The organism is Microbacterium sp. BK668 (assembly GCF_004362195.1).
In the GTDB taxonomy this organism is placed as follows: Bacteria; Actinomycetota; Actinomycetes; order Actinomycetales; family Microbacteriaceae; genus Microbacterium.
Window position 1 is genome coordinate 1,463,067 of sequence record NZ_SNWG01000001.1, and the last position, 26,370, is coordinate 1,489,436.

Below are 26,370 nucleotides of genomic sequence, written 5' to 3' on the forward strand. Positions count from 1 at the left end.
CAGCGGCGAGGAGGCCACCCGGGCCCCGGAAAGCTGTCATAGCGTGGAGGGATGCCGGAGACCCCGTTCCACTCCCTCGACGACTACATCGCCCTGCCGCGCATCGAAGCGCTCGCGCTGTCACCGGACGGAACTCGCGCCGTCCTCACCGTCGCGACGCTGAAGAAGGACGCGACCGCCTACGAGCGCTCGCTGTGGGCCGTGCCGGCCGACGGCGGCGGAACGCCCGCGCGCCTGACGCGGTCGGCGAAGGGCGAATCCGGAGCCGCGTTCCTCGGAAACGGCGACCTGCTCTTCGTCTCGGCGCGACCCGATACCGAGGGCGAGGACGACGACGAGTCCGGACAGCTCTGGGTGCTGCCCGCGCACGGAGGTGAGGCACGCCCGGTCACGCGTCTCGCCGGCGGGGCCTCGTCGATCGCGGCCACGGCCTCGGCATCCGAGCGCGTCGTCATCTCCGCCGATCTGCTTCCCGCCGCCGACACGCTCGAGGAGGATGCGCGGCTTCGCGCTCTGCGCAAGAAGAAGAAGATCTCGGCGATCCTGCACGACACGTACCCCGTCCGGTACTGGGATCACGACCTCGGGCCCGCGCTCCCTCACCTGCTCGCCGTCGATGTCGACGATCTGACGGACACGATCGCGGCGATCCGGGAGGAGTCGGCGGCGGCGTCGGAGGCGGCGGTCGAGGCGGTCGCAGAAGAAGCCGTCTCAGCGACGAAGGACGACGAGGATGCCGCGAAGCCGTACCCCGCGACGCTCCCGCGTCCGCGCGACCTGACGCCTCGGCCCGTCCGCACCGCGTCGCCTGCCGGTGCCGCTCTCACGCCCGACGGAGCGACGCTCATCGTGTCGCTGCCCGTGCCCGCCGGGCGCGACGATCGCTACCGCATCCTGGCGATCGACACCGCGACCGGCGAGCAGACGGTGCTCTTCGACGAGGCGGGGGTCGACTTCGAGCTTCCCGCGGTGAGCCACGACGGCGCCTCGATCGCCTTCGTGCGCACGGCGAAGAGCACTCCCGCGGCTCCTACGCAGCAGGAGCTGTGGACGGCGGCCCTGGACGGCGCCGGCGCTCGCCGCGTCGCCGAGGGCTGGGATCGCTGGCCGACCGCCATCGTGTTCGATCGCGGCGACGACGCGCTCGTCGTGACCGCCGACCAGGACGGCCGAGGGCCGGTCTTCCGCATCGCGTTGCAGGGGGGCGCTGTCGAGCAGGTCACGGACGACGATTTCACCTACACGCACGTCGCCGTCGACGAGCAGACGGGCGACGTCGTCGCGCTGCGGTCATCGTGGGTCGTGCCGTCGCATCCCGTCCGGATCTCCCGCGACGGCGCCGTGACGACGCTCGCGAGTCCGGTACCTCCGCCGGTGACTCCGGGGACGATCACCGAGGTGGAGACGACCGCCGCAGACGGCGTGCGCGTGCGCGGGTGGCTGATGCTGCCCGCCGGGGCCTCCGACGAGAATCCCGCCCCGCTGCTGCTGTGGATCCACGGCGGACCGCTCAACAGCTGGAACGCCTGGAGCTGGCGATGGAACCCCAACCTCGCCGTCGCGCGGGGCTACGCGGTGCTGCTTCCCGACCCTGCCCTCTCGACCGGGTACGGCCTCGACTTCATCGCGCGCGGCTGGAACGCGTGGGGCGCCGCGCCCTATACCGACCTCCTCGCCATCACCGACGCCGTCGTCGCGCGGAGCGACATCGACGAGACCCGGACGGCGGCGATGGGCGGCTCATTCGGCGGCTACATGGCCAACTGGGTCGCTGGGCACACCGACCGATTCCAGGCGATCGTGACGCACGCGAGCCTGTGGGCGCTCGATCAGTTCGCCGGCACGACCGACGCGTCGGCCTACTGGCAGAGCATCTTCACCGAGGAGGCGATGATCGAGAACTCGCCGCACCGCTTCGTGCGCGAGATCCGCACGCCGATGCTCGTCATCCACGGCGACAAGGACTACCGCGTCCCGATCGGCGAGGGCTTGCGTCTGTGGTCGGAGCTCAACGAGCACTTCGGCGCCGAGGACGGCACGGTGCCTCATCGGTATCTGTACTTCCCCGACGAGAACCACTGGGTCCTGAAGCCGCAGCACGCCGTCGTCTGGTACCAGACCGTGTTCGCCTTCCTCGAGGAGCACGTGCGCGGAAAGGCCTGGGCGCGACCCGAGGCGCTCGGGTGACGGCGGCCCACGGCATCCGTCTCATCGCCGTCGACATGGACGGGACGCTGCTCGACGGCGACGGGCGAATCCCCGACGGGCTGTGGCCGCTGCTCGACGAGCTCGACCAGCGCGGCATCCTGTTCGCCCCGGCGAGCGGACGGCAGCTCGCGACACTCCAGCGCTCGTTCGACCACTGGGGCGACGACATCGTCTACATCGCCGAGAACGGCGCGTACGTCGTCCGCGGTGACGACGAGATCGGCACCGACGCGCTCGACGAGGGGTTCGCCGCCTCCGTCGTCCGCCGGGTGCGACACCTCGGCGAGCGCGGCTTCGATGCGGGTGTCGTCGTGTGCGGCAAGCGGTCGGCGTACATCGAGAGGACGGATGCCTCGTTCCTCGCCGAGGCCGAGAAGTACTACGCAAGGCTCGAAGTGGTCGACGATCTCCTGCAGGTAGGCGATCAGATCCTGAAGCTCGCGATCTACGATTTCGGCGAGGCGGAGGACTCGATGGCGCCGGAGCTCGACGACCTGCGCGAGACGCACCAGGTCGTCGTGTCGGGGAAGCACTGGATCGACGTCATGAACGCGGGTGTCAACAAGGGCGTCGCGCTCGAGCGGCTCCAGGCCGCGCTCGGGATCGACCGCGCCCAGACGGCGGCCTTCGGCGACTATCTGAACGACCTCGAACTCCTCGACGCCGCAGGCATGTCGTTCGCGATGTCCAACGCCCATCCGGACGTGATGGCGCGGGCGCGCTATCGCGCCCCGTCGAACGTCGAGCTGGGCGTCCTGACCACGATCCGCCGGCTGCTCGACGGCGATCCTCTCGAGGGGCCCGCCCCCTCCGGCTCGGTCGCCTGACGCGGGTCGGCGTCGGCGTCCACCCGATCCCGGGGGAGCGGTCGGCGGTTCAGGGAGGCTCCTGGTGCGCACCACGGTAGGAGATCGGGCGAGCGCAGGACGACCGGAGCCAGGATCGTCCTACCCCGGTCCCGTTTCCTACGCTCGCAACGCATGGGGGCGCCGGCGCCCGTGCCGTGAGAGGTGAGCGCGGGAGCGCGGCGTCCACGAGGGGCCGAGCCCAGACGTGCGAGGACGCTGGTCCGCTGACAGCGGATGCGGGCGGGGGGCAGGATGGAACCATGCCCACGATCCCCACAGTGACCCTCAATGACGGAACCGCCTTCCCCGAGCTCGGGCTCGGCACCTACAACCTGCGCGAGGCCTCGGGGGTCGACGCGATGGTCGCCGGCATCTCGGCCGGGTACCGCCTGCTCGACTCCGCCGTGAACTACAAGAACGAGCGCGAGGTCGGAGAGGCCGTGCGGCGCGCCGGGGGCGAGCTCGGCGTCGCGCGCGACGAGATCCTGGTCACGACGAAGGTCCCCGGCCGCGACCACGGCTACGACCCGACGATGGCCAGTGCCGAGGCATCCGTCGCCGCCCTGGGTCTCGATCGCATCGACCTGTACCTCATCCACTGGCCGAACCCCAGCGTCGGCAAGTACCTCGAGACGTGGCAGGCGATGATCGCCCTCCGCGAAGCGGGCCTCGTCGGGTCGATCGGCGTCTCGAACTTCACCGAGGCGATGCTCACCGAGCTCATCGACGAGACCGGCGTGACACCGGCGGTCAACCAGGTCGAGCTCCACCCGTACTTCCCCCAGGCCGCGCTGCGCGCGTTCCATCGCGAGCGCGGCATCCGCACCGAGAGCTGGAGCCCGCTTGCGCGCCGCTCGGAGCTGCTGACCGAGTCCGTCATCGCCGACATCGCCGCCGCCCACGGGGTCACGCCGACCCAGGCGGTGCTGCGGTGGCACGTCCAGCTCGGTTCGACGGCGATCCCCAAGTCCGCGAACCCGGAGCGACAGGTGGAGAACGCCGACATCTTCGGCTTCGAGCTCACCGACGACGAGGTCGCCGCGATCTCCGGCCTCGAGCGCGGACGCCTGTGGGACGGTGATCCGAACCACCACGAGGAGATGTAGCGGGCACGCGCGACGAGCGCCCCCTCGAGGTCAGGATGCCGCGCGCTGCAGCTCCAACCACTCCGCGAAGGTCTGCGTCCCGAGCACCGCGTCGGGTCCCGGGAGGAGCGACCCGTCGCGCTGGGCCTTGCCGAATTCTCCAGGGAGGCTCACGGGTACAACGCGACTCGATCGCCCCACGGTGGCTGCGTACGCCCGGACCATCTCGAGAAGCGACTCCTCACGCGGTCCGCCCAGGTCCGCAGCGCGCCCGCCGATCGGCCCTCTCTCGGCGAGGTCCACCAGCCGCGCCCCGACCTCGGCTACCGCGACCGGCTGAGTTCGCATGCGCGGCGCGAAGTGCAGCGGGCCCTTGTGCCCGAAATCCCACACCATCCGCACGAACTCGTGGAACTGCGTCGCGCGCGCGATCGTGAAAGGGACGCCGGATGCCTCGGTCGCGGCCTCCTGCGCGAGCTTGCCGGCGTAGAGGGGATTCGACGTGGCGCGGTCGCATCCGACGATCGACAGCACGACGAGGTGGCGCGCCCCGGCTGTCACGAGGGTGTCGGTCACCGCCTGATGGAACGCCGTGGGGTCGTCCTTGCCCTGGACTCCCGAGGCGTCGATGACGACGTCGGCACCCTCCACAGCCGCTGCCACGCCGGTGCCCGCGACCAGATCGACGCCGCGCGATCGGGCCAGGACGATCACCTCATGACCCCGGGCTCGCGCCGTCGCCACGGCTTCCGCTCCCGCTCGGCCGGTTCCTCCGGCGACGGCGATCCTCATGCGCGCTCCTCTGGTCGTCGCGCGAAGTCCTCCTCCGCGGCGCTGGGCCCGACGCTACTCGCGCCTCGCGGGCCGCCGCCCGCCGCTCTCTCGCGGTCGAGAGATCCGAGGCGGGCGAGATCGGCCGGCTCGGGCAGGGCGAGGCCAGGTGGGCTCGGTTCGACATCAGGCTGCTCCAGGGTTGCGAGCAGGACTCCGGCGAGCGCGATCGCGCCGCCGATCGCCTTCACGAGGTCCAGCGGTTCGCCGAGCAGCAGCGCGAAACCGTACCCGAGGGCGGGGATCGCGGCGGTGGCGACGCCCGATATGGCGGCGGGCACGCGCTCGGCGCCGTAGTTGAAGAGAACGAGGGTCGGTGCGGTCACGACGATAGCGAGGGCCAGGATGCTCAGGATGCCGCGGAGATCCGACGGCGCGGCAGCCGATCCCACCGCCACCTCCCATGCGAGCCACGGCAGCATGAGGGCCGTGCCCCATACGCCTGTCGCAGTGGCGAGCACGATCGCATCGGGGCCGTCCTCGCGCTCGCCGTCACGGCGGAGCAGCACGGTGTAGATCGCATACGACGCGAGCGCGACGACGTTGAGCACGACGCCGAGGTCGAACCGGAAGCCGCTCGCGGCGACCAGGCCCACCCCCACCGTCGCGAGCGCGAGCCCGATGATCGTGCGCCGTGTGAGCCGCTCCCTGAGCATGATCACCGCGGCGACCGCCGTGAGCACCGGCAGAAGCGACACGACGAGGGCCGCCGTGCCGGGCGTGGTGAAGAGCAGTCCGATGTTCGCGAAGGAGTAGTAGAGCGTGACGCCCGTCAGGCCGAGCAGGATCGTCCGCGGCTCCCGCAGGGTCCGGACGAAGCGGGGCCGCCGGGCGGCGAGCGGCACCAGCACGAGGAGCGCGATCGCGAACCGTGACACCGACAGGACGGCGGGGGAAGCGGTCTCGAGCGCCCATCCCGACAGCACGTACGCCGCCGACCACAGCACGACCGAGAGACCGATCGCGCCGAGGGGCAGCCACCGCGTCGACACGAGCGATCAGTCTAGGCGGGTGACAACACCCGCCCTGCTACGTCCGATGCAGGATCTCGCAGTCCGTGCCCGGTGACAGGATCGTCTCGTGGCCGTCGTCGTACCGGACGACGAGCAGCGGGTCATCCTCATGGCCGCGGATGTCGATGACTTCACCGGTCCGCTCCACCATTCCGACCGCTCGTCCGTGGATGAGCACGCGGTCTCCGACGCTCGCTCTCATGGCGTACCTCCTCTGCGCCACGCTACGCCGCCTGCGCGCTGCGGGAAACAGGAGATCCGGACTTCACCGTCGCGGGTCACCGCCCACACGGGGTGGTCGGCGCCGTCCGCCGACGCGGGCTGCTGCCGACCGTGCGCGATGCACACGCGGATGGCGGCCGACGTGACGTCGTCAAAGGCGTGCGCCGTCGTCGTCCTGGTCGTAGAGGTCGGGGGTCCGGCCGCGCTGCGACTCGTACGCGATCATCCACCCCAGGGCGACCACGGCCGCGATCACGAGACCGAGCCAGATGCTGCCGAGCACGAGGCCGACGATGGCGCCGACGATCAGCATGATGATCGAGCCGGCGATCCAGCCCAGCCGTCCCTTGGGCCAGCCCCTTCCGTTTCCCGCATCACCCGATTGCGTCATGCGTTCAGCCTAGGATGCCGCGGCCCGGAGCACAGTCCGAGCCGCCGCATCCGTCCGTCCTCGGCGTTGCGACGCCGCTACTGCTGCGGCGCGTTCAGCGACACCATCCAGTCGATCCCGAACCGGTCGGTGAGCATGCCGAACTTCCCGCCCCACGGCGGGGTGTCGTAGGGCATCGTGACGGTGCCGCCCGCGGCGAGGGCATCCCAGTAGCCCTGCAGCTTCGACTCGTCCTCGCCGCTCACCGAGACGGCGATCCCCGCCGGAGGCTCGTACGGCATGCGATCGGGCGTGTCGGCGGCCATCAGCACGAAGCCTTCGGGGCTCGTCAGCTGAGCGTGCATGACGAGGGCGTCCTCGGACGCGTCGGCCATCCCGGGGAAGTCGGCGAACGTCGAGATCTGAAGCTCGCCGCCGAAGACGCTCCGGTAGTACTCGACCGCCTCGCGGGCGTTGTCCTTGAACGACAGATAGGGGTTCAGGCTGGGCATCGGGGTATCTCCTGAGGTGTGATGTCGGGTGGATGGATGCCGCCACCGGCCCGCGGCGCGACCCAGTGTGCTCGCGGGTTCCGACATCCGCAAGGGTCGTCGGCGGAGAGCCGCGGCGGACGCCTCAGGATGCCGCGGCCGCGGCATCCTTCCCCGCCGCCCACTCGAGGGCGACCGGAAGCTCTGCCAGCCTGAAGCGGCGGAAGTCGGCGGGCGAGAGCGACCCGAGTCCATGCACCAACTGACCCAGGATGCCGTGATCGGTCACGAGCGCCACACGGCCCCAGCTGCCCTCGGGCTTGCCTTCGAGGAGCATGTCCTGCCAGAGCGCGCTCAGGGAGTAGCGCGTGAACTCCTCGCCGAGGACGTATACCAGGTTCACCTTCCTGCCCTTCGCGATCCATGCGTCGATCGCGGGGTCGAGGACCTTGCGGTAGTCGGCGGCGTCGACGGTGCCGACGGCGCGGAATCCCAGCACGCCCTCGGGCACGTCGGCAAGAGGCTCGATCATGCCATCATCCTGGCGCGCTCGGGCGCGGGCGGAAAGACGGTTGACTCAGCGCCCCCGATGATCTTCGGGGTGCAGGCGGGGACCGCGCCGCTCTTCGCGCACGCCGCTCGCGCCGATGAGTCGGATGACGCGCTGGCGGTGACCCGTCCACGGGGCGAGGAGCTCCAGCATCCCGGCATCGTCCGTACGGGCACCGGTGAGCGCGTAGCCCACCTGATGGGCCAGGTGGTAGTCGCCGACGCTCACGGCGTCGGGGTCGCCGAACGCGCGGATGCGGGTCTCGGCGCTGGTCCACGCGCCGATGCCGGGGAGACTCGTGAGGATGCGCTCCCGGGCGTCGCCGTCCGGCGCCTCCGCGACGGCTCGCACGAGCGACTCGCCGCGACGAGCAGCTTCCACGACCGTGCGCGACTGCGGGGGCTCGAGGCCCGCGCGATGCCAGGCCCAGGAGGGAATGCGCCGCCAGCCGTCGGTGGCCGGGGGAGCGAACATCGGCTTCGGCGTGGGGCCGGGCGCGCGCTCGCCGAACCACGTCACGATGCGACGCCACGCGCCGAACGCCTGTGTGCCGGTGACCTTCTGCTCGAAGATCGCGCTCGCGAGGGCCTCGAAAACGAGGTCGGTGCGGCCGAGCCGCAGCCCGGGGTTGCGACGGTGGGCATCGGCGATGAGCGGATGCCGCGACGGCTCGAAGCCCGAGGGATGGTCGTCGGCGCCGCACAGCGCGGGGAGCTGTGCCAGTGCCCAGTCGGCGCCCGGCCCCCATGCGGCGCCTCTGATGACGCCGCGGCTCGTCTCGCGCAGGGCGAGCGTCGCCACACCCTCGGGCGTCCGGCACGCGCGCCAGATCACGGCGCCGTCGGCCGTCATCGTGGGATCGCCCGGTCCGTGCTGCTGGGACAGCACCGTGGCGCGGACGTCGAGCGGATGCCTCGGCCGGTACTCCGACTCGACCGGGCGGCCGTGTTCGGGCCTCGGATCGTGGGGTCGCTGTCGCGTCGGGACGCTGGAAGCAGCCCGGATGCGCGACAGCGAGGTTGTCATGGGCTCACCCTACGCGCCGACCTCCGACATGCCGCCCGCGAAGACGCCTCGGATTCCGTCTGCACGACGGAACGGCGACACGCCGGGCGCCGGCGGCGAGGTGTCGGCGTGTCCTCGGTGGATCGTGCGGACGGCAGCGGCCCACGGCGCCGAAGTGTCGGCGTGTCCTCGGTGGATCGTGCGGACGGCAGCGGCCTGCCGGCGGCTGCGGCAGCGGATGGTCAGAAGCGGTCCGGCGACGGCGTGCCGTGTCCGTAGCGGATGACGACGTCGGCGTGGCGGTCGAAACGGTAGCCGACGCCGCGAACCGTGCGGACGATGTCCTCGTAGCGGCCGAGCTTGGCGCGCAGGCGACGGACGTGAACGTCGATCGTCCGCTCGCCGGGCGCCTCCTCGTCGCTGGCGTGCCAGAGCGACGAGACGAGCTCCGTGCGCTCGATCGTGCGGCCCTCGCGGAGCACGAGGTATTGGAGCAGCTCGAACTCCTTGAAGGTGAACGCGGCCGACTCGCCCTCGATGAGCACGCGCTTCCGCGAGATGTCGACGACCACGCCGCCCGCGACCCGGTCCTCCTCTTCGGGCTCCTCCTGCTTGGTGCGGGCGACGGCCGAGGGCTCGTGCAGCGCGAGGCGCACGACGTCGACGTCACGGCCGCCGGCTCCCGTCGGGGCGAGGGCGACCGTCGCGTACGTCTCGGCGTTCGGTGCGAGGTCGGCGATCGTGCGGCGGAGGGCCTCGACGAGCGTGCCGAGCGAGACGCCGGCCGCGGCGGCCTTCGCCTCATCCAGACCCACGTAGAGGGCGAAGCCGCGGGGCGCGGTCCCCGGCGGAAGGTTGCGCTGGGCCGGGGTCTCCGTGGCGGGAGCCGGAGCGACCGGGGCGGGGGCGGTGGGCTGCGCGGCGGCAGTGGAAACCGGGCCGGTCACGGCGCGGAGGTGGCGGACGGGGGCGGTGCGCTCGAGAAGGGCGGTGTTCGACATGATGATGATGGTCCTTGCGGGAGTCCGGCGGAGCCGGAAGGTGCGTTGCGATTCGGCCGAGACGGCCTGGCCCGGTCAGAAGGGGCCGTGTGCGAGGCATCCGGAGAGACGCTCGAGGCGCACTCGCGGTGCTCGGGGGAGTCCCGGCGCGCGATCTCGATCAAGCGGCGCGGGAATCCGGCGGTGTCACCGATTCAGTGGCACATTCGACAACACAGGGCAACGCGGCCGGCCATCATCATGCCGGCAGTCCCGTTCGCCTCCCAGGCGGACAGAGAGCGTGCGTTGTCAGTCATGCGCCCGATTATGTCGGAGTGCGTCGGAATGTGTCAAATCGCACGGATGCTGCGCCTCCGCGTCGACGATACGTGGCACTTTGCTCAATCCCGCCGGAGAGAGGGGAAGCAGCCTCTGTATCGCCTGGACACTCCCGCACAGGCGGCGCCTCCCGGCGCAGGCGGGCGTACCCTTTCGGGGTGACCCAGCTGACCTTCGCCCACGAGCCGGACGCCTCGCGCTACACGCTGTTCAAGGGGTCGGACCTCGTGAGCGTCCTCGACTATCGCGATGACGGGCGCAGCGTCGCCATGACCCGCGCGTACACCGTGCCGACCTTCAGAGGCCACGGGTATGCCGGCGACCTCGTCGAACGCGTCGTCTCCGAGCTCGAGGCGGCCGGGGACCGATCGGTCGTCCCCGTCTGCTGGTACGTCGCCGACTGGTTCGACGCGCACCCGGAGCGCGCCGGCATTCTGCAGCACCGCCGCACCGCCTGATCCCGTCCGAGCGGGAGCGGCCGTACGCTGACGCTCGTGGACTTCGAGTCGGTCTTCACCGCTGTCGCCGTCGGCTTCGAGATCGTCGGCGCCGTCGTCATGGTCGTCGGCTTCCTCATCGCGGTCGTGTTCGGCATCCGCTCCCTCGCCCGAGGAGAAGGCGGCCACGCCGGGTACACCGCGTTGCGCACGACGCTCGGCGCCGCGATCCTGCTCGGCCTCGAGGTGCTCGTCGCGGCCGACCTCGTGCGCACCATCACATCCAAGCCGTCGCTCGAAGACGCGGTGATCCTCGGGATCATCGTCATCATCCGCACGATCCTCTCGATCTCGATCCAGATCGAGATCGACGGCGTCGCGCCCTGGCGGCGGGCGCTCCTGACCAGCGGCGGGCAGCTGCTCGGGCAGGCAGTGGCTCGCGATCGGGATGCCGCAGCCCGCGCGGCAGCAGAGCGCGACGCCTCGACCTGAGCCGATCTAGCCCCCCTCCCGTCGATCGTCAACCCCGTGCGGAGTCGGGGTCGCGGCGGAAGGCTGGAAAGGTCGAGAGGAGCGGGCGTATGCACGAGGACGACCGGAACATTCCGGAGGGCGTGATCAACGCCGACCCGGCGGGCGGCTGGGAGAGCGGTCAGGTCGCGGACGGGGAGACGGCGGAGCGATCGGACATGCAGCACGACGCCGCCGTCACCGACGGCTGGGTGTCGGGCATCCCGCAGGCCGAGAACGCGGCGGGGACGGGCGGCGGCACCGACGTGGGTGAGGTCGAGAGCGACGAGCCGAGTCAGGGAGCGGACCCCGATCTGGCGGCCGACACCGACCCGGCAGAGGAGGAGTGACATGTCGACGACAGGCAACGAGAACGAGCAGCCGGGCGTGAACTATCCCGACCGGGGCGACGGCGACGGCGCGATGGGAACGCCGGGCGGCGGCGACGCCGTCCGCGGGGACCAGCGCCGGATGGAGGGCGAGGCCGCGGGCGAGGTCCCGCAGCAGCGCGAGGTCGAGAATCCCGAGCAGGCCGCCGCGGTCCCCGGTGCGGGCGCAGCCGAGGAGGGCTGGAGCGGATCCTTCCCGCCGCCCGGTGAAGCGTCCGACGGCGTCGCGAGTGGCGGCGGGTCGGATGCTTCGAGCAGTGGCGGCGGTTCGGATGCTTCGAGCAGTGGCGGCGGGGCGCACAGCGCCGCGACCGACGACGCCAAGGGCAACCCGCCCAGCGGCGAGCCGAGCCATGAGGCGGTCGGCATCGGCGTCATCGACGACGGCACGTCGGATCCGGCCGCGCGCGCCGCCGGAACGCCAGGCGGCCAGTCGCAGGCCGGCCAGGACGGGCCCACGTACGGCGGCCAGGCGGACGCCGGCCATCACGGCCAGGACGGTGGCCGCGACACGATGACAGCCAGCCAGGCGCAGAAGGAGAATGCGCTCGGAACCGCGCAGGAGCAGAGCCTCCCGGCGATGTCGCAGAACAACGCCAGCGACGTCGAGAAGATCTCGGGCATCGTCGTCCAGACCCGCGACGACATGGCGGCGACCCAGCCTGAGCGCGTCTACGACGTTCTCAAGCAGCGGCTCGAGCAGGCCGGCATCGACCTGCCCGACAGCGAGATCCAGGAGCTGGCGCGCCAGATCACGACCGGCGACGCTTAGCGACAGCATCCTTCGGTCCCCGCAGTCAGCGATCTGACGGCGGGGACCGAAGTGCTGATCAGGCGGTGACGCAGACGGCCCCGACGGGTGTCGCGAGGCCGATCGGGCGTGGCCACGACGTCTCGCGTCGCGCTGCCGGAGCCCACGCCGATCGGCGGGAAGCGAGGTGGGCCTCGCGTTCGCGGATGGCGGCGAGGACGGCCCACTCGCGCTCGCGGAGAGCGGACTCGTGACGGAACTGCGTCTGTGCGCCGTGGACGATCGAGAGCATGATTCCTCCGTTGGTTCCGATGGTGTGAACCTACGCGGGGGCACCGACATTCTCGGGTCGGCGGAAGGTGGCAGGAATCGGACGATCGGCGGCTCTCCCAGCGCGTTACAGTGACGCCGTGAGCGACTACCAGCTGGTGCAGATCGGAAGCCTCGACGAGTGGCGGGACCACTACGGCGGCTTCCGGCCGACGACCTCGCGGGACGGTCGCCGGGTCGTCGACCACGAGATCGCGATGCAGTACATCGGCATGACCGCCAACGCCTTCGCGCCCGGCGAGGAGCGGGCTACTGGCACGCGCACGCGCAGATCGAGGAGCTCTACGTCTTCCTGCAGGGTCGCGGCCAGATGGGCCTCGACGGCGACATCGTCGACGTCGGCCCGGGCTCCGTCGTCCGCGTAGGCCAGGGCGTCTGGCGCACGTGGCGGTGCCTTCCGGACAGCCCGGAGCAGCTGCGCTGGCTCTGCATCCGCGCCGGCGGCTACCCGCTGCCGGAATTCCCCGACGACAGCGAGCGCGACGAGGCCCGGCCCTCACCCTGGTGAGGTCGTACCCGACCGCCCTCGGTCTGCACGACTCCTTCGATCCGCCGCGCCAGCAACGGGATCAGCCCTGCCGGGCGAAGCCCACGATGAGGTCCGCCACCAGGCTGGAGTCGCGGATCATCGTCTCGTGCCCGTGGTCGGCGATCTCGGCGAGCACGCCATCGGGGAGGAGCGCGACGACCGCTTCGCACCAGTCGCGCGGCGCGACGAGGTCGTCAGCGCCTCGCAGCACGAGCACCGGCACGGCTACGCGCGGGAGCGTGTGCTCGATCCGGTGCGCGAGCATCGCACGCATCTTCGCGCGCAGGTGCGGGCCGGCCCGCAGGTACTCGCGCGCCCCCCGGGCCCACACGACGGGACGCTCGACGGCGATGTCCCGCAGCAGCCGCGCAAGCTGCGCCCTCGCGGTGCGCGCGCGCGGGTCGACCGTGGGGCCCGCCAGGACGAGTCGACGGACGAGTGCAGGATGCCGTGCCTCCACCTCGACGGCGATCTGAGCGCCCATCGAGTGACCGATGAGTGTCACGTCGGAGTGCCTCGCGTCCCGCAGGTAGGCCGCGACGACATCGGCGCTGCGTTCCACCGTCAGGGTTCGCGGGGGCTCCGGCGCCTCGCCGTAGCCGGGGAGGTCGATCGTGACGACCCGTCCGCGCGGGCGTAGGTGCTGAGCCAGGTCGGAGAAGACGCTCCGGCCCATGCCGATCCCGTGGACCAGCACGAAAGTCCGCTCGCCGGCGCCCGTGCTCTCGAGGACGATCGTCGCGCCGCGCCAGGTGAACCGGCCGACGCGGGCGGAGGAGGGCATGCTCCGACGCTACCCGAGGGCTGGCAAGGATTTGTTGGGACTGACCACGAACCCCTTGCGCTCCGCGCACGGTTGCGCATACTCTGTTTGTCGAAGCGCTTCGCGAAGCGCTTCGAGTCCCGCAGAAATGGGGCGAACCAGCCAAGGGCGGCGTTGGCAGCCGCTCGGAACGACGGAGTGGACATGGCGAAGATCAACGAGGTGGCAGAGGCCGCCGGCGTGTCGATCAGCACCGTGTCGTACGCGTTGAGCGGCAAGCGACCCGTATCGACGGCGACGCGGCTGCGCATCGAGAAGGCGGTGCACGACCTCGGGTACAGCCCCAACGCGGGGGCGCGCATGCTCGCGGGAAACCGCACGCAGATCTTCGCCCTCACCGAGCCGCTCCGCCGCGACACGCACGCGCCGACGCACATGTCGTTCGTGCTCGCGACCGCCGTCGCGGCGCGCCGGAACGATTACGACATCCTGCTCCTCACCGAGGAGGAGGCCTCGGCCGGCATGGCGAGGGTCGCATCGAGCGGACTCGTCGACGCGATCCTGGTGCTCGACGTCGCACCGGACGACGAGCGGGTGGCCCTGGCGCGTGCCATCGACACCCCGACGGTCTTCATCGGCGTTCCGGACGACCACGAAGGCCTTCTGTGCGTCGACCTCGACTTCGACGCGGCCGCGGCGCTCGCCGTCGACCGGGTCGCGGACGCCGGGCACCGGTCGGTCGGCCTCATCGGCCAGACGCAGGTCGCTTACGAGAAGTCGAACTTCCCGCCGCGCGTACGGCGTGCGTTCGAGCGGCGCGCCGAGGAACGCGGCATCCATCATGCCTTCCGGGTGTCGGGCGACCGCCAGATGAGCGCGCCGACCACGCGTGCGGCCGTCGGCGAGCTGCTGGACGCCGGAGCGACCGCGCTGCTCGTCCACGGTGCTGACGACGTCCACGCTGTCGTGCTGGCCGAGGTCGCTGACCGCGGGCTCTCCGTGCCCGAGGACGTCTCTATCGTGTCGGTCGCGGCTTCCTTCGACACCTCCCTCCTGCCGCTTCCGATCGACGTCATCCCTCTCGTTCCCGAATCGTCGTGCGACCTCGCCGTCGACCTCGCCGTCCGCAGCCTCAGCGCCCAGGACCGGCCCGCCCCGGGCCTCCACCTCATCCCGCCCGTCTACCACGACCGCCATTCGGTCGCCGCGCCGCGGCCTCGCCCCTGAGACCGAACGCAGACCTCCATCCTCATAACTCGATAACGCATCCTCATCTCCATTGTCGAAGCGCTTCGATCAGCGCTTCGCGCACGACCCCCACCCCGACAGGGGACCAAGAAAGGAGTGCCGAAGATGGCACGCATCACCAAGAGAAGGACCCTTGCGGTCGCCGGGGCCCTCACCGTCGCCGCCCTGGGCCTCGCCGGCTGCTCCGGCTCGAGCGCAGACTCGGGTTCGGACGCCGACACGCTCAAGCTGTGGCACTACGAGGGCGCCGACAGTGCGATGGGCAAAGCCTGGGCCGAGGCGATCACGGTGTTCGAAGAGGAGACCGGTGCCACGGTCGAGTTCGAGGAGAAGTCCTTCGAGCAGATTCAGAAGACGGCGAGCCAGGTGCTCGACACGGATGCCGCGCCCGACCTCATGGAGTTCAACAAAGGCAATGCGACGGCCGGCTTCCTGGCGAGCACGGGCCTCATCTCCGACATCTCCGACGCCGTCGACGAGTACGGCTGGGCGGACAAGCTGGCCCCGTCGCTGCAGACGACCGCGAAGTACTCCGAAGACGGGGTGATGGGCGGCGACACCTGGTACGGCGTGCCCAACTACGGCGAGTTCGTCGGCGTGTACTACAACGAGGACGCGTTCGCCGAGGCGGGTCTGGAGATCCCGACGACCTACGACGAGTTCGTGAGCGTGCTGGACGCATTCGTCGCCAAGGGCATCACGCCACTGGCCGAGGCGGGTGCCGAGTATCCGCTCGGCCAACTCTGGTACCAGCTCGCCCTCACCCAGGCCGACCGCAAGTTCGTCGACGACTACCAGCTCTACAAGAGCCCGGTCGACTGGGAAGGCCCCGAGATCACCTACGCCACGGACACCCTCCAGGAGTACGTCGACAAGGGCTACATCGCGAAGGACGTCTCGTCGGTCAAGGCCGAAGACGCCGGCGTCTCGTTCATCAACGGCACCGCGCCCATCTTCGTGTCGGGGTCGTGGTGGTACGGCCGCTTCGTCGAGGAGGCCACCGGCTTCGACTGGACCATGACCGCGTTCCCCGAGTCGGACCTCTCGCTCGGCTCTTCGGGGAACCTGTGGGTCGTTCCCGAGAACGCCGCGAACAAGGAGCTCGCGTACGAGTTCATCGACATCACGATGCGTCCCGAGATCCAGGCCATCATCGGGAACAACGGCGGTCTGCCCGTCGCGGCGAACCCGGAGGACATCACCGACGCGAAGAGCCAGGAGCTCATCTCGACGTTCAACGGGATCCTCGACGATGACGGCCTGTCGTTCTACCCCGACTGGCCCGCCCCCGGCTTCTACGACGTCATCGTGCAGGAGCTCCAGGGCCTCGTGACCGGCGCTCAGGACGCCGCGACGACGAACGCCGACCTCGGCGCGCAGTACGACGAAGGAACAGCGGACTTCCGCTGACCGACCCGCGGGGGCGGCGCCTCGCCGCGCCGCCCCCGCCCGACGCACGGAGCCTGACGGAGTCCACCATGTCTGTCCTCACCCGCGCCGAGCACGGCGCATCCCGCGCCGCGAGCGGCACCGCCCACGACGGCGGCAACACACGCAGATCGCGCACGAAGCTGCCACCCGAAGAACCCGCGATCCCGCAGCGCAAGGGGGGCACCGCCGGCTACTGGCTGTATCTGCTCCCCGGGTTCGTGCTGCTGCTCGTGATCATCGTCATCCCGCTCGTCTTCAACGTGTATCTGACGTTCACGAGGTGGCGCGGCGTGCGCACGCCCGAGTTCATCGGCCTCGACAACTGGGTGAAGATCTTCGGCGACGAGGACTTCTGGACCTCCTTCGCCAATTCGGTCTGGATGGTCATCGCGATGGTCGTCATCCCGACGATCGTCGGCCTGATCGTCGCCGCACTGCTCTTCGACGTCGTCGGTCGCAAGTTCGGCGGTAAGGTCGGAAGCTTCCTCCGGGCGACCTACTACCTTCCGCAGATCCTCCCCATCGCCGTCGCGGGGATCGTGATCGGCTGGATCTTCCGTCCGGGTGCCACCGGTGCGATGAACCAGCTCCTCGGGACCGTCGGCATCGGACCCGTCGATTGGCTCGGCCAGATGCCGTCCGCGCTGCTCGTGCTCATGGCCGTCCTCGTGTGGGTGCAGATCGGCTACCCGATCGTCGTCTTCATGGCCGCACTCCAGCGCGTGGACCCCGAGCTCTACGAGGCCGCCGAGCTCGACGGCGCCAACTGGTTCCAGCGGTTCTCGGCGATCACCCTCAGCATCATCCGGCCCGAGGTCTTCGTCGTGACGCTCACCTGCACGATCGCGGCACTCAAGGTCTTCGGTCCCGTCTACGTCATCACCCAGGGCGGCCCCGCGGGGGCGACCCTCGTCCCCGCCTACTACGCCTACACGGAGTTCTTCACGAAGCGGAACATCGGCTACGGCGCCACGATCGCGACGGTCCTCACGATCCTCGTCGTCATCGTCTCGATCATCTTCATCCGCGTGCAGAGCTCGCTGGAGCGCAAGGAAAGGGCGGGACTCTGATGGCCGCCACTACGGCAATCGTCACGGGCAAGCCGCGCCGCGCGCGCGGCGGGATGACCAAGAAGCGCCCGCTCGACTGGGTGCTGCTCGCCCTCGTCGTCATCGGCGCGCTCATCGTGATCGTGCCCTTCTACCTGATCGTCGTCAACGCCTTCAAGTCGCCGGTCGACTACGCCACGTCGGGTCCGTTCTCACTCCCGCAGGCCATCGACCTCACCGGCATCCAGAACTTCTGGGAGCGCGTCAACTTCCCCGAGAAGGTGTGGAACTCGATCTTCATCTCGGGCATCGTGTCGCTGCTCGCGGTGCTCATCTCCGTGCTCAACGCCTTCGCGATCGGCATCGGGCGGGTGCGCGGCCGCACGTGGATCGTTCTGCTGTTCCTCCTGGCGAACCTGCTGCCTCAGGAGGCCCTGCTCTACCCGCTGTACTACATGTTCAAGTCGGTCGATCTGTACGACAACGTGTGGTCGGTCATCATCGTCTTCACCGTCGTCCAGGCCGCGTTCGGCACGTACCTGCTCTCGTCGGTGTACGGCACGTTCCCCAAGGAGCTCCTCGAGGCGGCCTCGCTCGACGGCGCGACCCGCTGGCAGATCCTCTGGCGCGTGGTCTTCCCGATCAGCCGCCCGACGCTCGCGGTGCTGCTCATCTTCTTCTTCATCTGGACGTGGAACGAGTTCCTCATCCCGCTGACCTTCCTCGCGTCCAACGCCAACCAGACGGTCCCCGTCGCGATCAGCGTGCTGCAGGGGGACCGGCTCATGGACGTCACCACGACGGCCGGATCGGCGCTCCTCGGCATCATCCCGACCCTCATCTTCTTCCTCATCTTCCAGCGGACCCTCACCCGCGGCATCACGGCAGGAGCAGTCAAGTAATGAAGTTCACCGACGGGTTCTGGCAGCTGCGCCCCGGCGTCACCGCTCTGTACGCCCAGGAGGCGTACGACATCTGGAAGACGGATGCTGTCAGCGCCGGCGACGGCGAGGGCCTCGTCATCACCGCCCCCACCACGGTCATCGCCAAGCGCGGCGACACCCTCAACCGCCCGGTCCTGACCGTGACGCTCTCCTCGCCCCTCGAGGGCGTCGTCCGGGTCCGCGTCTCGCACCACACCGGCCGGAAGTGGCACGGCGGCTTCGACCTGCCGGGCGCCGTCGAGGGCGGAGCGGGTGTCGGGACGGTCGACGACGACGGCGGCGTGCTGACGACCGGACCCCTCACCGCGCGCATTGCCCCGGGCTCTCCGTGGTCGCTCTCGTTCGAGGTCGACGGCAGTCGCGTCACGGGTTCGGGCCGCAAGGCGCAGGGCTACATCCAGCTCGCGGGCGACGCCGACGTCTCGCACGGCGTCGCGGGGAACGCCCGCACCGGCCTCGGGGCCCCCGCGTCGCACACGTACGTGCACGAGCAGCTCGATCTCGGGGTGGGCGAGCTCATCTACGGGCTCGGCGAGCGCTTCGGGCCCGTCGTCAAGAACGGGCAGTCCGTCGATATCTGGAACGCCGACGGCGGCACGTCGAGCGAGCAGTCCTACAAGAACGTGCCCTTCTACCTCTCGAACAGGGGGTACGGCGTGCTCGTCAACGATCCGGGGCATGTCTCGTACGAGATCGGCTCGGAGGCCGTCGAGCGCGTGCAGTTCTCGGTCGCGGGGGAGGAGCTCGAGTACTTCCTCATCGCAGGGCCCACCCCGAAGGACGTTCTGAGCCGCTACACGACCCTGACGGGCCGGCCGCCGGTCGTGCCCGCCTGGTCGTACGGTCTCTGGCTCTCGACCTCGTTCACGACGGACTACGACGAGGCGACGGTCAGCTCGTTCCTCGACGAGATGGCCGCGCGCGAGCTGCCCGTCTCGGTCTTCCACTTCGACTGCTTCTGGATGCGAGAGTTCAACTGGTGCGACTTCGAGTGGGATCCCCGCACCTTCCCCGACCCCGACGGCATGCTCGCGCGCCTGCACGACAAGGACCTGAGGGTCTGCGTCTGGATCAACCCGTACATCGGCCAGCGCTCGCCGCTGTTCGCCGAGGCGGCGGCATCCGGCTATCTGGTGAAGCGCCCCGACGGCTCGGTGTGGCAGTGGGATCTCTGGCAGGCCGGAATGGGGCTCGTCGACTTCACCAATCCCGACGCGACGGCGTGGTTCCAGGGGCACCTGCGGCGCCTCCTCGACCAGGGCGTCGACTGCTTCAAGACCGACTTCGGCGAGCGCATCCCGCTGGAGGTCGAGTACTTCGACGGATCCGACCCGTCGCGCATGCACAACCTCTACACGCAGCTCTACAACAAGGCCGTGCACGACGTGCTCGTCGAATCGCGCGGGGAGGGCGACGCGGTCGTCTTCGCCCGCTCCGCGACCGCCGGCGGCCAGTCGATGGCGGTGCACTGGGGCGGGGACTCGACATCCACCTTCGCGTCGATGGCCGAGACCCTGCGCGGCGGCCTCTCGCTCGCGCTGAGCGGGTTCGCCCACTGGAGTCACGACATCGGCGGCTTCGAGGGGACCCCGGATGCCGCGGTGTACAAGCGCTGGACGGCCTTCGGGCTGCTCGGCTCGCACTCGCGCTTCCACGGTTCGAACTCCTACCGCGTGCCGTGGGCGTTCGACGAAGAAGCCGTCGAGGTCACGCGCGTCTTCACGCACCTCAAGATGCAGCTGATGCCGTACCTGTTCCAGGCGGGGGTGGATGCCGCGTCCTCCGGCGTGCCGGTCCTGCGCCCCATGCAGCTCGAGTTCTGCGATGACCCCGCCGTCGGGTATCTCGACCGGCAGTACATGCTCGGTCGCGACATCCTCGTCGCTCCGGTCTTCTCCGAGTCGGGCGATGTCGAGTTCTATCTGCCGCGCGGCACGTGGACCGACCTCCTGACGGGCGAGGTCGTACGCGGCGGATGCTGGCGGAAGGAGAACCACGGCTTCACCTCGCTCCCGCTGTACGTGCGCGGCGGCGCCGTCATCCCGTGGGGTGCCCGCACCGACAGGCCGGACTACGACTACCTCGACGGCGTGCGCCTGCGGGTCTTCCCTGGCGGCGAGGGCGAGGCATCCGTCACCGTCACCAACCCCGACGGACGTGCCGAGACGTTCGTCGTCAACCTCGCGGAGGTGACAAAGTGACTTCCGTGACCGAACCCACGACACGGGGAAACCCCGACTACCGCGATTCCGGCCTCGTCTTCCCGCCGGGCTTCACGTTCGGCTCGGCCACCGCCTCCTATCAGGTCGAGGGGGCATTCGACGAGGACGGCCGCGGTCCGTCCATCTGGGACACGTTCTCCAAGACGCCCGGCAAGGTCTGGAACGGCGACACGGGCGATGTCGCGTGCGACCATTACCACCGATGGGAGAGCGACCTCGACCTGATGAAGCGCCTCGGGCTGGACGCGTATCGCTTCTCGATCGCCTGGCCGCGCATCCAGCCGACCGGGACGGGACGGGCGAACCGCAAGGGCATCGACTTCTACTCCCGCCTTGTCGACGGCCTGCTCGAGCGCGGCATCAAGCCCGTCGCGACGCTGTACCACTGGGATCTTCCGCAGCCGCTGGAGGATGCCGGTGGCTGGCCGGCCCGCGCCACCGCCGACGCGTTCGAGGAGTACGCCTCGATCGTGGGCGCCGCCCTCGGGGACCGCATCCACACCTGGACGACCCTCAACGAGCCGTGGTGCTCCGCCTACCTCGGCTACGGCCAGGGCGGACACGCCCCCGGCCGCCACGAGCCGGCGGCCGCTCTCGCCGCGGTCCACCACCTCAACCTCGCGCACGGCCGGGCGGTGCAGGCACTGCGCGCGACGTCGGCGGGGTCGCCCGAGTACTCCGTCACGCTCAACTTCCACGTCCTGCGTGGGGTCGGGGACGGCGCGGCCGACGCGGTGCGCCGGATCGACGCCCTCGCGAACCGCGCCTTCACGGGTCCGATGCTGCGGGGCGAGTACCCGGCGGATCTGGTCGAGGACACGGCATCCGTCACCGACTGGTCGTTCGTCCAGGACGGTGACCTCGCGACGATCTCCCAGCCCATCGACGTGCTGGGCGTGAACTACTACTCGACCGCGACCGTGCGGCTGTGGGACGGCGTGTCGCCCAAGCAGACGAACGACGGCCACAAGGGGGCCGCCGGCGGAACGGCCTGGCCGGGGAGCGACCAGGTCGTCGAGTTCGTCGAGCAGCCGGGGCCCTACACGGCGATGGGCTGGAACATCGCACCCGAGGGACTCGAGGAGCTGCTCGTGACGCTGTCGGAGCAGTTCCCCGGGCAGCCGCTCATGATCACCGAGAACGGTGCCGCCTTCGACGACGTCGTCTCGCCCGACGGCTCGGTGCAGGATGCCGAGCGCCTGGACTACCTGCGACGCCACTTCACCGCCGCGCACCGGGCGCTGTCACGCGGCGTCGATCTGCGGGGCTACTTCGTGTGGTCGCTCCTCGACAACTTCGAGTGGGGGTACGGCTACGCCAAGCGGTTCGGCATCGTCCGGGTCGACTTCGACACCCTGGAGCGGACGGTCAAGGACTCGGGGAGGTGGTACGCCGACCTCGTACGTGAGCACACCATCCCGCCCGGCCGCTGACGCTCGGGCGGCGTGTGCGGAGGCCGCGGGCCGGGCGACGATGTCCCCGGTGCGTGCGACGATCCGCGGGAGGGATCGTCGGCGGGAGGCGGGGATGCGGGGCGAGGCCACCGTTCTGCACGCGGATCTCGACGCGTTCTACGCCTCCGTCGAGCAGCGCGACGCGCCGCACCTCAGGGGGCGCCCCGTCATCGTCGGCGGGGGAGTGGTGCTGGCCGCGAGCTACGAGGCGAAGGCCCGCGGGGTGCGCACCGCGATGGGCGGGCGGCAGGCGCGAGACCTGTGTCCCGACGCCGTCGTGGTGCCGCCTCGGATGGAGGCCTACTCGGCGGCGAGTCGCGACGTGTTCGCGATCTTCCGCGACACCACACCCCTCGTCGAGGGCATCTCGATCGACGAGGCGTTCCTCGAGGTGGGCGGTCTGCGCCGCATCGCCGGCACGCCGGAGCAGGTCGCGGTGCGGCTTCGCGAACGGGTGCGCACCGAGGTCGGCCTGGCGATCTCGGTCGGCGTCGCGCGGACGAAGTTCCTGGCGAAGGTGGCCAGCGCCGTCAGCAAGCCCGACGGGCTGCTCGTGGTCGATCCCGACCGAGAGCACGAGTTCCTCCTGCCGCTGCCCGTCGAGCGACTGTGGGGGGTCGGGGCGGTGACGGCCCAGAAGCTGCACGGTCTCGGCATCCACACCGTCGGCGAATTGGCCGAGCTGGAAGCGGCGACCGCCGAGCGGCTGCTTGGCAAGGCGACGGGTGCCCACCTGCATGCGCTCGCCCGGCTGCGCGACCCACGCCCGGTGGACAGCACGCGCCGCCGCGGATCGATCGGCTCGCAGCGCGCGCTCGGCAGCCGCCCGCGCTCGCCCGAGGAGCTCGACCTCATCCTCACGCAGATCGTCGACCGGCTGACCCGCCGCCTTCGCGACCGCGATCGCGTGTGCCGCACGATCGTGCTGCGCCTGCGCTTCGGCGACTTCACGAAGGCCACGCGCTCGCGCACCCTCCGTGCCCCGACGGAACGCACCGCCGTGGTGCTCGCCGTCGCGCAGGGGCTGCTCGCAGCAGCGATGCCCGAGATCGAGGCGCGCGGCATCACGCTTCTCGGCGTCTCGCTCTCGCAACTCGGCAGCGCCGACGGCGTACCGCCCGAGCTGCCCATCGATTGGGACGACGGCGCGCGCCTGGACTCGGTGCTCGACGCTGTGCGGGACCGCTTCGGCGCGACGTCCGTGGCGCGCGCGGCCCAGCTCGGCCGGGACCCCGGCTGGTCGACGCCCCTCCTGCCCGAGCACGAGTGAAGGTGCGGATCAGGGGATGTGGTCGCGCACGGCCGCCATGAACCCGTCGACGTCGTCCACCCAGAGGCGGATCGCGGTGACCACCTGGACGCCGCCCTTGGGCGGATGCCCCGGGAGCCGCACCGGGGTCGGCCGCTCGAGGGCGATCTCCACGTTCGTCTCGTCCTGGATGCGCAGAAGCAGCATCCTTCCGCCGTCGCTGTCGACGAAGCGCGGCGACTTCGGCTGGTCGACGCGGGATCCGCGGGACACCGCCGCGATGTCGTCCCAGCCGAGGGGGATGTCGATCTCCAGCCCCTCGCGCACCCTGATCCCCTCCGGCCCTACGGTGTGCGGGCGCATGAGGTACGCGCAGAGCAGCCCGATCATCCACGTGACGCCCCAGATGCCGAGCACCAGCAGGACGACGCGGGGGACGGGCCAGCGGTGGACGATGAGGTCGATGATCGGGATCTCGATCGCCGACAGGGCGATGAAGACGATGAGGATCGTCAGCACCGGGCGGTGGTAGCGGAATCCCCGGGCGCCGACGGGGATCGCCGGCCGGCGGAAGAGGGCGCGCGCGATGTTGGCGTAGATGCGCAGCTCGAGGAGGACCACGCGGACGAGGGTCCTCCCCAGCCGTGCTGCTCGGCGCGGCGGTGCATCCACGCGCGTCACGATCCAGCCCGATCCGTGGATGCTGCGACCTCCGCTTCCGCGACGAGCTGCGACAGGCGATCCGCCATCGCCTCGACGCCGCGCTCGACGGCGGCGCGGTCGTCCGGCGCGACCGCGTCGAGGAGGGTCGCGCTCAGCTCGGCGTGCTCCGCCACCGTCCGCTCCATGAGCCGCGCACCCTCGCGCGTGAGAGAGACGAGGAGCGCGCGCCGGTCGGTCGGGTGAGGCGCCCTCTCGAGATACCCCGCGGCCTCCAGCGCATCCACGAGAGCCGTGACGCTCCGCGGCGTGATGTCGAGCCCGCGGGCGAGCTCCTGCTGCGTCATCGCACCCGAGTGGTGCACCACCCACAGCGCGCGCATGCGAGCGGGCGTCAGGTCGGTCCCCTCGAACGCTCGGTTCATGTCGCGATCGAACAGCGATCCGATGAAGAGGAGACGGTCGAGGATCGTGAGTTCCATATCGTTACATTACCTCACTATTACACACCTACATAACTTCGGTTCGGTCGTGGAAGCGCAGCATCCCGCCCGCGCTCGACAGGCGCGCGCCCGGGGACGTGGGATCGTCCGAGACCCGGACGGCAGAACCGCTGGAGCTAGCCGCAGTTCGGGCGGCACCCGCGCTGGGTGACCGCGTCGATCAACACGGTGCTGATGTCGGTCGGCTGGAACGCCTGGTAGGCAGCTCCGTCGGTCGCCGCAGCGATCTGCTCCAGGGCGGCCTGGTCGGTGTCCGGCCCGTACCCGATCGCGATCACCGCGACCGGCTTGGCCGGGTCGCGCAGTCGCTCGAGCTCGCTGATCAACCCCGGGAGGTCGAGCCCTTCGTCATCCTCGTTCACGCCGTCGGTGTTGAGAAGAACGAGGTTGATCTGGCCGGGCACGTACGTCTCGCGCATGTACTGGACCGCTGCCAGCACACTGTCGTAGAGGCCGGTGCCGCCGCCGACGAAGGCGTCGAGGCCGTTGGCCGTGTCGATCGTCCGCTGCTTGTGCGCGGCGTCGCCGAGCGGTCCGAACGGCACGATCTCCTGCCAGTCCTGCCCGCCGATGCGACGGCTCGAGAACACCCAGGTTGCCAGCGACGACTCGGCCGAGAGCGAGTCGATCGCCCGGACCGCAGCCTGCTCGAAGAGGTCGATCCGCCGCATGTCGGTCGTCACCGGCTGCAGCATCGAGCCCGACACGTCGTTGAGCGACAGCATCCGCGACGGCGCGGTGAGCACCTGCCAGGTGCGCAGCACCTCCGCCTGGTTGGCGCTGTCGCTGACTTCCGGTGCGGCGGTCCCGCGTGCGGCCGAGTCGCTGACGTTCCCCGCCGCGTCGCGGAGCCCGTGCTCCTCGAGATGGTCGGTCGCCTCGCCGACGGCCCTCGCGAGGACCTCCGCGGCCGACGTCGTCTCGTCCGAGGCTTCGGCGAGCGTGACGACCGGGATGTCGATCGCAGGGGTGAAATCCGCCGGGTAGACGGGCACGAGCGGGGTCCGTGCATCGGCTGCGTACTCCAGCAGCGCCTGTTCCGTCGTGACGGCGACGGTCGGCGTCGCCGCGGCGGCAGCCGCGGTGAGAGCGTCGGAGGCGGTGGCGACGACGCCGGTGTCGAGACCGAGCACGAGGCCCGTGAAGGCGCGCGCATCCCCGGCGACGGCGTTCTGCAGGGCGAGCAGCGCCGCCGAACTGGCTGCGACGGTCGCGGGATCAGGCAGCACGGCCGCGACGCCGCGTCCGGCGAGGGTCGCGAAGCCGGCCCCCTCGGCCACCAGCGCCTGGGCCGTGGCCCCCGTCGCCGCGAACACCACCGGGGTGGTCGCCACGACGTCGCCGACCACCAGGTCGGCCGCGGTCGTGCCCGTCAGCTCCGCCTGCCCCTTCGCGCGTGCCGGCCACATGCCCGAGTCCGGCACCCAGACGTCGAAGTCCGCCGCCGCGCCCGATGCGAGCGTCGTCGCCGTCACCGAGCTCTCTTCGGCCCGGATCGTCACCTTGGGGCAGTCGGTGCGAGACCCCGTGAGATCGGCGACGACCGCTCCGATCGCCGCCGAGACGTCCGGGTCGGCGGTGATGCGCAGGCTCGAGGGCAGGCATCCACCCGTCGAGGCAGACGCTTGTTCGGCCTCGCCGGCTCCGCGCACGATGACCGTGCCGAGCACCGCGGTCAGCGCCACCACGAGAACCGCGATGACCGCGATGAGGATCACGGAACGTCGCCGCTGCTGCGCGGCACGTGCCTCGGCCCGCGTCGGGGCGCTGCGGCGAGCGGGCGCGTGCGGCTGCGTTCGGACCACGTGCACTCCGATGGACGGCGGGTTCGGGGCCCGCGTGGGGGGAGACGACGTCGCACCTTCGAGTACGGCATCGTACGGTGGGGGATACTCCAGTGGAGTATAGGCGACCGGGTGGGCGGGGCGATCGCGGCGAGGAAAGCCATCCGCCTCGCGG

At 70.5% G+C, this 26,370-nt stretch carries 29 protein-coding genes; 16 read left to right on the forward strand and 13 right to left on the reverse strand.

Annotated elements, in window-relative coordinates:
• Positions 1 to 51: 51 nt before the first annotated feature.
• From EV279_RS06435 to EV279_RS06445, 3 genes are all read left to right on the forward strand, one after another.
• Entirely contained in the window at positions 52 to 2,187 is a 2,136-nt protein-coding gene (locus tag EV279_RS06435; protein WP_133542037.1) for an alpha/beta fold hydrolase, read from the forward strand.
• A complete protein-coding gene (locus tag EV279_RS06440) occupies positions 2,184 to 3,035 on the forward strand; it encodes a Cof-type HAD-IIB family hydrolase (RefSeq protein ID WP_279526916.1) in 852 nt (283 codons plus the stop codon). Before EV279_RS06435 ends, EV279_RS06440 begins: the two co-directional genes overlap by 4 nt.
• Before the next feature lie 281 nt (positions 3,036 to 3,316).
• Positions 3,317 to 4,162, forward strand: a complete 846-nt coding sequence (locus EV279_RS06445) for an aldo/keto reductase (protein ID WP_133542038.1) — start codon at positions 3,317 to 3,319, stop codon at positions 4,160 to 4,162.
• A gap of 30 nt (positions 4,163 to 4,192) precedes the next feature.
• Here the strand turns inward: EV279_RS06445 and EV279_RS06450 are convergent, their stop codons facing one another.
• The 8 genes from EV279_RS06450 to EV279_RS06485 all read right to left on the reverse strand — a co-directional run bounded on the left by EV279_RS06450 (position 4,193) and on the right by EV279_RS06485 (position 9,624).
• On the reverse strand, positions 4,193 to 4,933 hold the full coding sequence (locus EV279_RS06450; protein ID WP_133542039.1) for an NAD(P)H-binding protein: 741 nt from the start codon (positions 4,931 to 4,933) through the stop codon (positions 4,193 to 4,195).
• A complete protein-coding gene (locus EV279_RS06455; RefSeq protein WP_133542040.1) occupies positions 4,930 to 5,964 on the reverse strand; it encodes a DMT family transporter in 1,035 nt (344 codons plus the stop codon). Before EV279_RS06455 ends, EV279_RS06450 begins: the two co-directional genes overlap by 4 nt.
• 37 nt (positions 5,965 to 6,001) lie before the next feature.
• Complete coding sequence (locus EV279_RS06460) at positions 6,002 to 6,187, reverse strand: DUF1918 domain-containing protein (protein WP_133542041.1); 186 nt, start codon at positions 6,185 to 6,187, stop codon at positions 6,002 to 6,004.
• A gap of 171 nt (positions 6,188 to 6,358) precedes the next feature.
• Complete coding sequence (locus EV279_RS06465) at positions 6,359 to 6,598, reverse strand: hypothetical protein (RefSeq protein ID WP_133542042.1); 240 nt, start codon at positions 6,596 to 6,598, stop codon at positions 6,359 to 6,361.
• Between the two features lie 77 nt (positions 6,599 to 6,675).
• On the reverse strand, positions 6,676 to 7,089 hold the full coding sequence (locus tag EV279_RS06470; RefSeq protein WP_133542043.1) for a VOC family protein: 414 nt from the start codon (positions 7,087 to 7,089) through the stop codon (positions 6,676 to 6,678).
• A gap of 124 nt (positions 7,090 to 7,213) precedes the next feature.
• Complete coding sequence (locus EV279_RS06475) at positions 7,214 to 7,600, reverse strand: STAS/SEC14 domain-containing protein (RefSeq protein WP_133542044.1); 387 nt, start codon at positions 7,598 to 7,600, stop codon at positions 7,214 to 7,216.
• Between the two features lie 45 nt (positions 7,601 to 7,645).
• Positions 7,646 to 8,644, reverse strand: coding sequence for a DNA-3-methyladenine glycosylase 2 family protein (locus EV279_RS06480; RefSeq protein WP_208109490.1), 999 nt, complete (start codon positions 8,642 to 8,644; stop codon positions 7,646 to 7,648).
• A 221-nt stretch (positions 8,645 to 8,865) separates the two neighbouring features.
• Positions 8,866 to 9,624 (reverse strand): winged helix-turn-helix domain-containing protein, encoded by a 759-nt coding sequence (locus tag EV279_RS06485; protein WP_133542045.1) that lies wholly within the window; start codon positions 9,622 to 9,624, stop codon positions 8,866 to 8,868.
• Between the two features lie 476 nt (positions 9,625 to 10,100).
• Between EV279_RS06485 and EV279_RS06490 the strand changes: the two genes are divergently transcribed.
• The 4 genes from EV279_RS06490 (at position 10,101) to EV279_RS06505 (ending at position 12,050) form a co-directional block, all read left to right on the forward strand.
• A complete protein-coding gene (locus EV279_RS06490) occupies positions 10,101 to 10,400 on the forward strand; it encodes a GNAT family N-acetyltransferase (RefSeq protein ID WP_133542046.1) in 300 nt (99 codons plus the stop codon).
• Positions 10,401 to 10,436: 36 nt separating this feature from the next.
• Positions 10,437 to 10,871 carry a DUF1622 domain-containing protein gene (locus EV279_RS06495; RefSeq protein ID WP_133542047.1) on the forward strand — a complete coding sequence of 145 codons (435 nt, stop codon included), beginning with the start codon at positions 10,437 to 10,439 and terminating at the stop codon, positions 10,869 to 10,871.
• A gap of 89 nt (positions 10,872 to 10,960) precedes the next feature.
• Positions 10,961 to 11,239: a hypothetical protein gene (locus tag EV279_RS06500; RefSeq protein ID WP_133542048.1), complete on the forward strand. Its 279-nt coding sequence runs from the start codon at positions 10,961 to 10,963 to the stop codon at positions 11,237 to 11,239.
• A 1-nt stretch (position 11,240) separates the two neighbouring features.
• Positions 11,241 to 12,050, forward strand: a complete 810-nt coding sequence (locus EV279_RS06505; RefSeq protein ID WP_133542049.1) for a hypothetical protein — start codon at positions 11,241 to 11,243, stop codon at positions 12,048 to 12,050.
• A 58-nt stretch (positions 12,051 to 12,108) separates the two neighbouring features.
• Here the strand turns inward: EV279_RS06505 and EV279_RS06510 are convergent, their stop codons facing one another.
• A complete protein-coding gene (locus tag EV279_RS06510) occupies positions 12,109 to 12,321 on the reverse strand; it encodes a hypothetical protein (RefSeq protein ID WP_133542050.1) in 213 nt (70 codons plus the stop codon).
• Positions 12,322 to 12,439: 118 nt separating this feature from the next.
• Here EV279_RS06510 and EV279_RS06515 point away from each other — a divergent pair, with 118 nt between their 5' ends.
• Together EV279_RS06515 and EV279_RS17005 are read left to right on the forward strand one after the other, a co-directional pair.
• Entirely contained in the window at positions 12,440 to 12,724 is a 285-nt protein-coding gene (locus EV279_RS06515; protein ID WP_243728627.1) for a hypothetical protein, read from the forward strand.
• Positions 12,652 to 12,867 carry a hypothetical protein gene (locus tag EV279_RS17005; protein WP_243728601.1) on the forward strand — a complete coding sequence of 72 codons (216 nt, stop codon included), beginning with the start codon at positions 12,652 to 12,654 and terminating at the stop codon, positions 12,865 to 12,867. Before EV279_RS06515 ends, EV279_RS17005 begins: the two co-directional genes overlap by 73 nt.
• A gap of 61 nt (positions 12,868 to 12,928) precedes the next feature.
• Here the strand turns inward: EV279_RS17005 and EV279_RS06520 are convergent, their stop codons facing one another.
• Positions 12,929 to 13,672 (reverse strand): alpha/beta hydrolase, encoded by a 744-nt coding sequence (locus EV279_RS06520; protein WP_133542051.1) that lies wholly within the window; start codon positions 13,670 to 13,672, stop codon positions 12,929 to 12,931.
• A 183-nt stretch (positions 13,673 to 13,855) separates the two neighbouring features.
• On the opposite strand from EV279_RS06520, the gene EV279_RS06525 reads away from it, so the two are divergent.
• From EV279_RS06525 to dinB, 7 genes are all read left to right on the forward strand, one after another.
• The gene (locus EV279_RS06525; RefSeq protein WP_133542052.1) at positions 13,856 to 14,878 is read left to right on the forward strand and encodes a LacI family DNA-binding transcriptional regulator; all 1,023 of its coding nucleotides are present in this window, start codon (positions 13,856 to 13,858) and stop codon (positions 14,876 to 14,878) included.
• A 126-nt stretch (positions 14,879 to 15,004) separates the two neighbouring features.
• Positions 15,005 to 16,309 carry an extracellular solute-binding protein gene (locus EV279_RS06530; protein WP_133542053.1) on the forward strand — a complete coding sequence of 435 codons (1,305 nt, stop codon included), beginning with the start codon at positions 15,005 to 15,007 and terminating at the stop codon, positions 16,307 to 16,309.
• 68 nt (positions 16,310 to 16,377) lie between these two features.
• Positions 16,378 to 17,400 carry a sugar ABC transporter permease gene (locus EV279_RS06535; RefSeq protein WP_133542054.1) on the forward strand — a complete coding sequence of 341 codons (1,023 nt, stop codon included), beginning with the start codon at positions 16,378 to 16,380 and terminating at the stop codon, positions 17,398 to 17,400.
• Positions 17,400 to 18,281, forward strand: coding sequence for a carbohydrate ABC transporter permease (locus EV279_RS06540; protein WP_133542055.1), 882 nt, complete (start codon positions 17,400 to 17,402; stop codon positions 18,279 to 18,281). Before EV279_RS06535 ends, EV279_RS06540 begins: the two co-directional genes overlap by 1 nt.
• Positions 18,281 to 20,524, forward strand: a complete 2,244-nt coding sequence (gene yicI, locus EV279_RS06545) for an alpha-xylosidase (RefSeq protein ID WP_133542056.1) — start codon at positions 18,281 to 18,283, stop codon at positions 20,522 to 20,524. Before EV279_RS06540 ends, yicI begins: the two co-directional genes overlap by 1 nt.
• A 5-nt stretch (positions 20,525 to 20,529) precedes the next feature.
• On the forward strand, positions 20,530 to 21,978 hold the full coding sequence (locus tag EV279_RS06550; RefSeq protein WP_133542057.1) for a GH1 family beta-glucosidase: 1,449 nt from the start codon (positions 20,530 to 20,532) through the stop codon (positions 21,976 to 21,978).
• A gap of 94 nt (positions 21,979 to 22,072) precedes the next feature.
• Positions 22,073 to 23,269, forward strand: coding sequence for a DNA polymerase IV (gene dinB / locus EV279_RS06555; protein WP_133544687.1), 1,197 nt, complete (start codon positions 22,073 to 22,075; stop codon positions 23,267 to 23,269).
• Between the two features lie 9 nt (positions 23,270 to 23,278).
• Here dinB and EV279_RS06560 read toward each other — a convergent pair whose 3' ends face one another.
• From EV279_RS06560 to EV279_RS06570, 3 genes are all read right to left on the reverse strand, one after another.
• Entirely contained in the window at positions 23,279 to 23,869 is a 591-nt protein-coding gene (locus EV279_RS06560; protein ID WP_208109491.1) for a hypothetical protein, read from the reverse strand.
• 56 nt (positions 23,870 to 23,925) lie between these two features.
• The gene (locus EV279_RS06565; protein ID WP_133542059.1) at positions 23,926 to 24,390 is read right to left on the reverse strand and encodes a MarR family transcriptional regulator; all 465 of its coding nucleotides are present in this window, start codon (positions 24,388 to 24,390) and stop codon (positions 23,926 to 23,928) included.
• A gap of 137 nt (positions 24,391 to 24,527) precedes the next feature.
• On the reverse strand, positions 24,528 to 26,216 hold the full coding sequence (locus EV279_RS06570; protein WP_166644475.1) for a VWA domain-containing protein: 1,689 nt from the start codon (positions 26,214 to 26,216) through the stop codon (positions 24,528 to 24,530).
• Positions 26,217 to 26,370: the final 154 nt, after the last annotated feature.

Excerpts from the sequence above, each read along its gene's own strand:
- EV279_RS06435 (WP_133542037.1), top strand. The coding sequence starts at position 52 with ATGCCGGAGACCCCGTTCCACTCCCTCGACGACTACATCGCCCTGCCG.
- EV279_RS06445 (WP_133542038.1), top strand. The coding sequence starts at position 3,317 with ATGCCCACGATCCCCACAGTGACCCTCAATGACGGAACCGCCTTCCCC.
- EV279_RS06450 (WP_133542039.1), bottom strand. The coding sequence starts at position 4,933 with ATGAGGATCGCCGTCGCCGGAGGAACCGGCCGAGCGGGAGCGGAAGCC.
- EV279_RS06460 (WP_133542041.1), bottom strand. The coding sequence starts at position 6,187 with ATGAGAGCGAGCGTCGGAGACCGCGTGCTCATCCACGGACGAGCGGTC.
- EV279_RS06465 (WP_133542042.1), bottom strand. The coding sequence starts at position 6,598 with ATGACGCAATCGGGTGATGCGGGAAACGGAAGGGGCTGGCCCAAGGGA.
- EV279_RS06470 (WP_133542043.1), bottom strand. The coding sequence starts at position 7,089 with ATGCCCAGCCTGAACCCCTATCTGTCGTTCAAGGACAACGCCCGCGAG.
- EV279_RS06475 (WP_133542044.1), bottom strand. The coding sequence starts at position 7,600 with ATGATCGAGCCTCTTGCCGACGTGCCCGAGGGCGTGCTGGGATTCCGC.
- EV279_RS06480 (WP_208109490.1), bottom strand. The coding sequence starts at position 8,644 with ATGACAACCTCGCTGTCGCGCATCCGGGCTGCTTCCAGCGTCCCGACG.
- EV279_RS06485 (WP_133542045.1), bottom strand. The coding sequence starts at position 9,624 with ATGTCGAACACCGCCCTTCTCGAGCGCACCGCCCCCGTCCGCCACCTC.
- EV279_RS06500 (WP_133542048.1), top strand. The coding sequence starts at position 10,961 with ATGCACGAGGACGACCGGAACATTCCGGAGGGCGTGATCAACGCCGAC.
- EV279_RS06505 (WP_133542049.1), top strand. The coding sequence starts at position 11,241 with ATGTCGACGACAGGCAACGAGAACGAGCAGCCGGGCGTGAACTATCCC.
- EV279_RS06510 (WP_133542050.1), bottom strand. The coding sequence starts at position 12,321 with ATGCTCTCGATCGTCCACGGCGCACAGACGCAGTTCCGTCACGAGTCC.
- EV279_RS06520 (WP_133542051.1), bottom strand. The coding sequence starts at position 13,672 with ATGCCCTCCTCCGCCCGCGTCGGCCGGTTCACCTGGCGCGGCGCGACG.
- EV279_RS06525 (WP_133542052.1), top strand. The coding sequence starts at position 13,856 with ATGGCGAAGATCAACGAGGTGGCAGAGGCCGCCGGCGTGTCGATCAGC.
- EV279_RS06530 (WP_133542053.1), top strand. The coding sequence starts at position 15,005 with ATGGCACGCATCACCAAGAGAAGGACCCTTGCGGTCGCCGGGGCCCTC.
- EV279_RS06535 (WP_133542054.1), top strand. The coding sequence starts at position 16,378 with ATGTCTGTCCTCACCCGCGCCGAGCACGGCGCATCCCGCGCCGCGAGC.
- EV279_RS06540 (WP_133542055.1), top strand. The coding sequence starts at position 17,400 with ATGGCCGCCACTACGGCAATCGTCACGGGCAAGCCGCGCCGCGCGCGC.
- yicI (WP_133542056.1), top strand. The coding sequence starts at position 18,281 with ATGAAGTTCACCGACGGGTTCTGGCAGCTGCGCCCCGGCGTCACCGCT.
- dinB (WP_133544687.1), top strand. The coding sequence starts at position 22,073 with ATGCGGGGCGAGGCCACCGTTCTGCACGCGGATCTCGACGCGTTCTAC.
- EV279_RS06565 (WP_133542059.1), bottom strand. The coding sequence starts at position 24,390 with ATGGAACTCACGATCCTCGACCGTCTCCTCTTCATCGGATCGCTGTTC.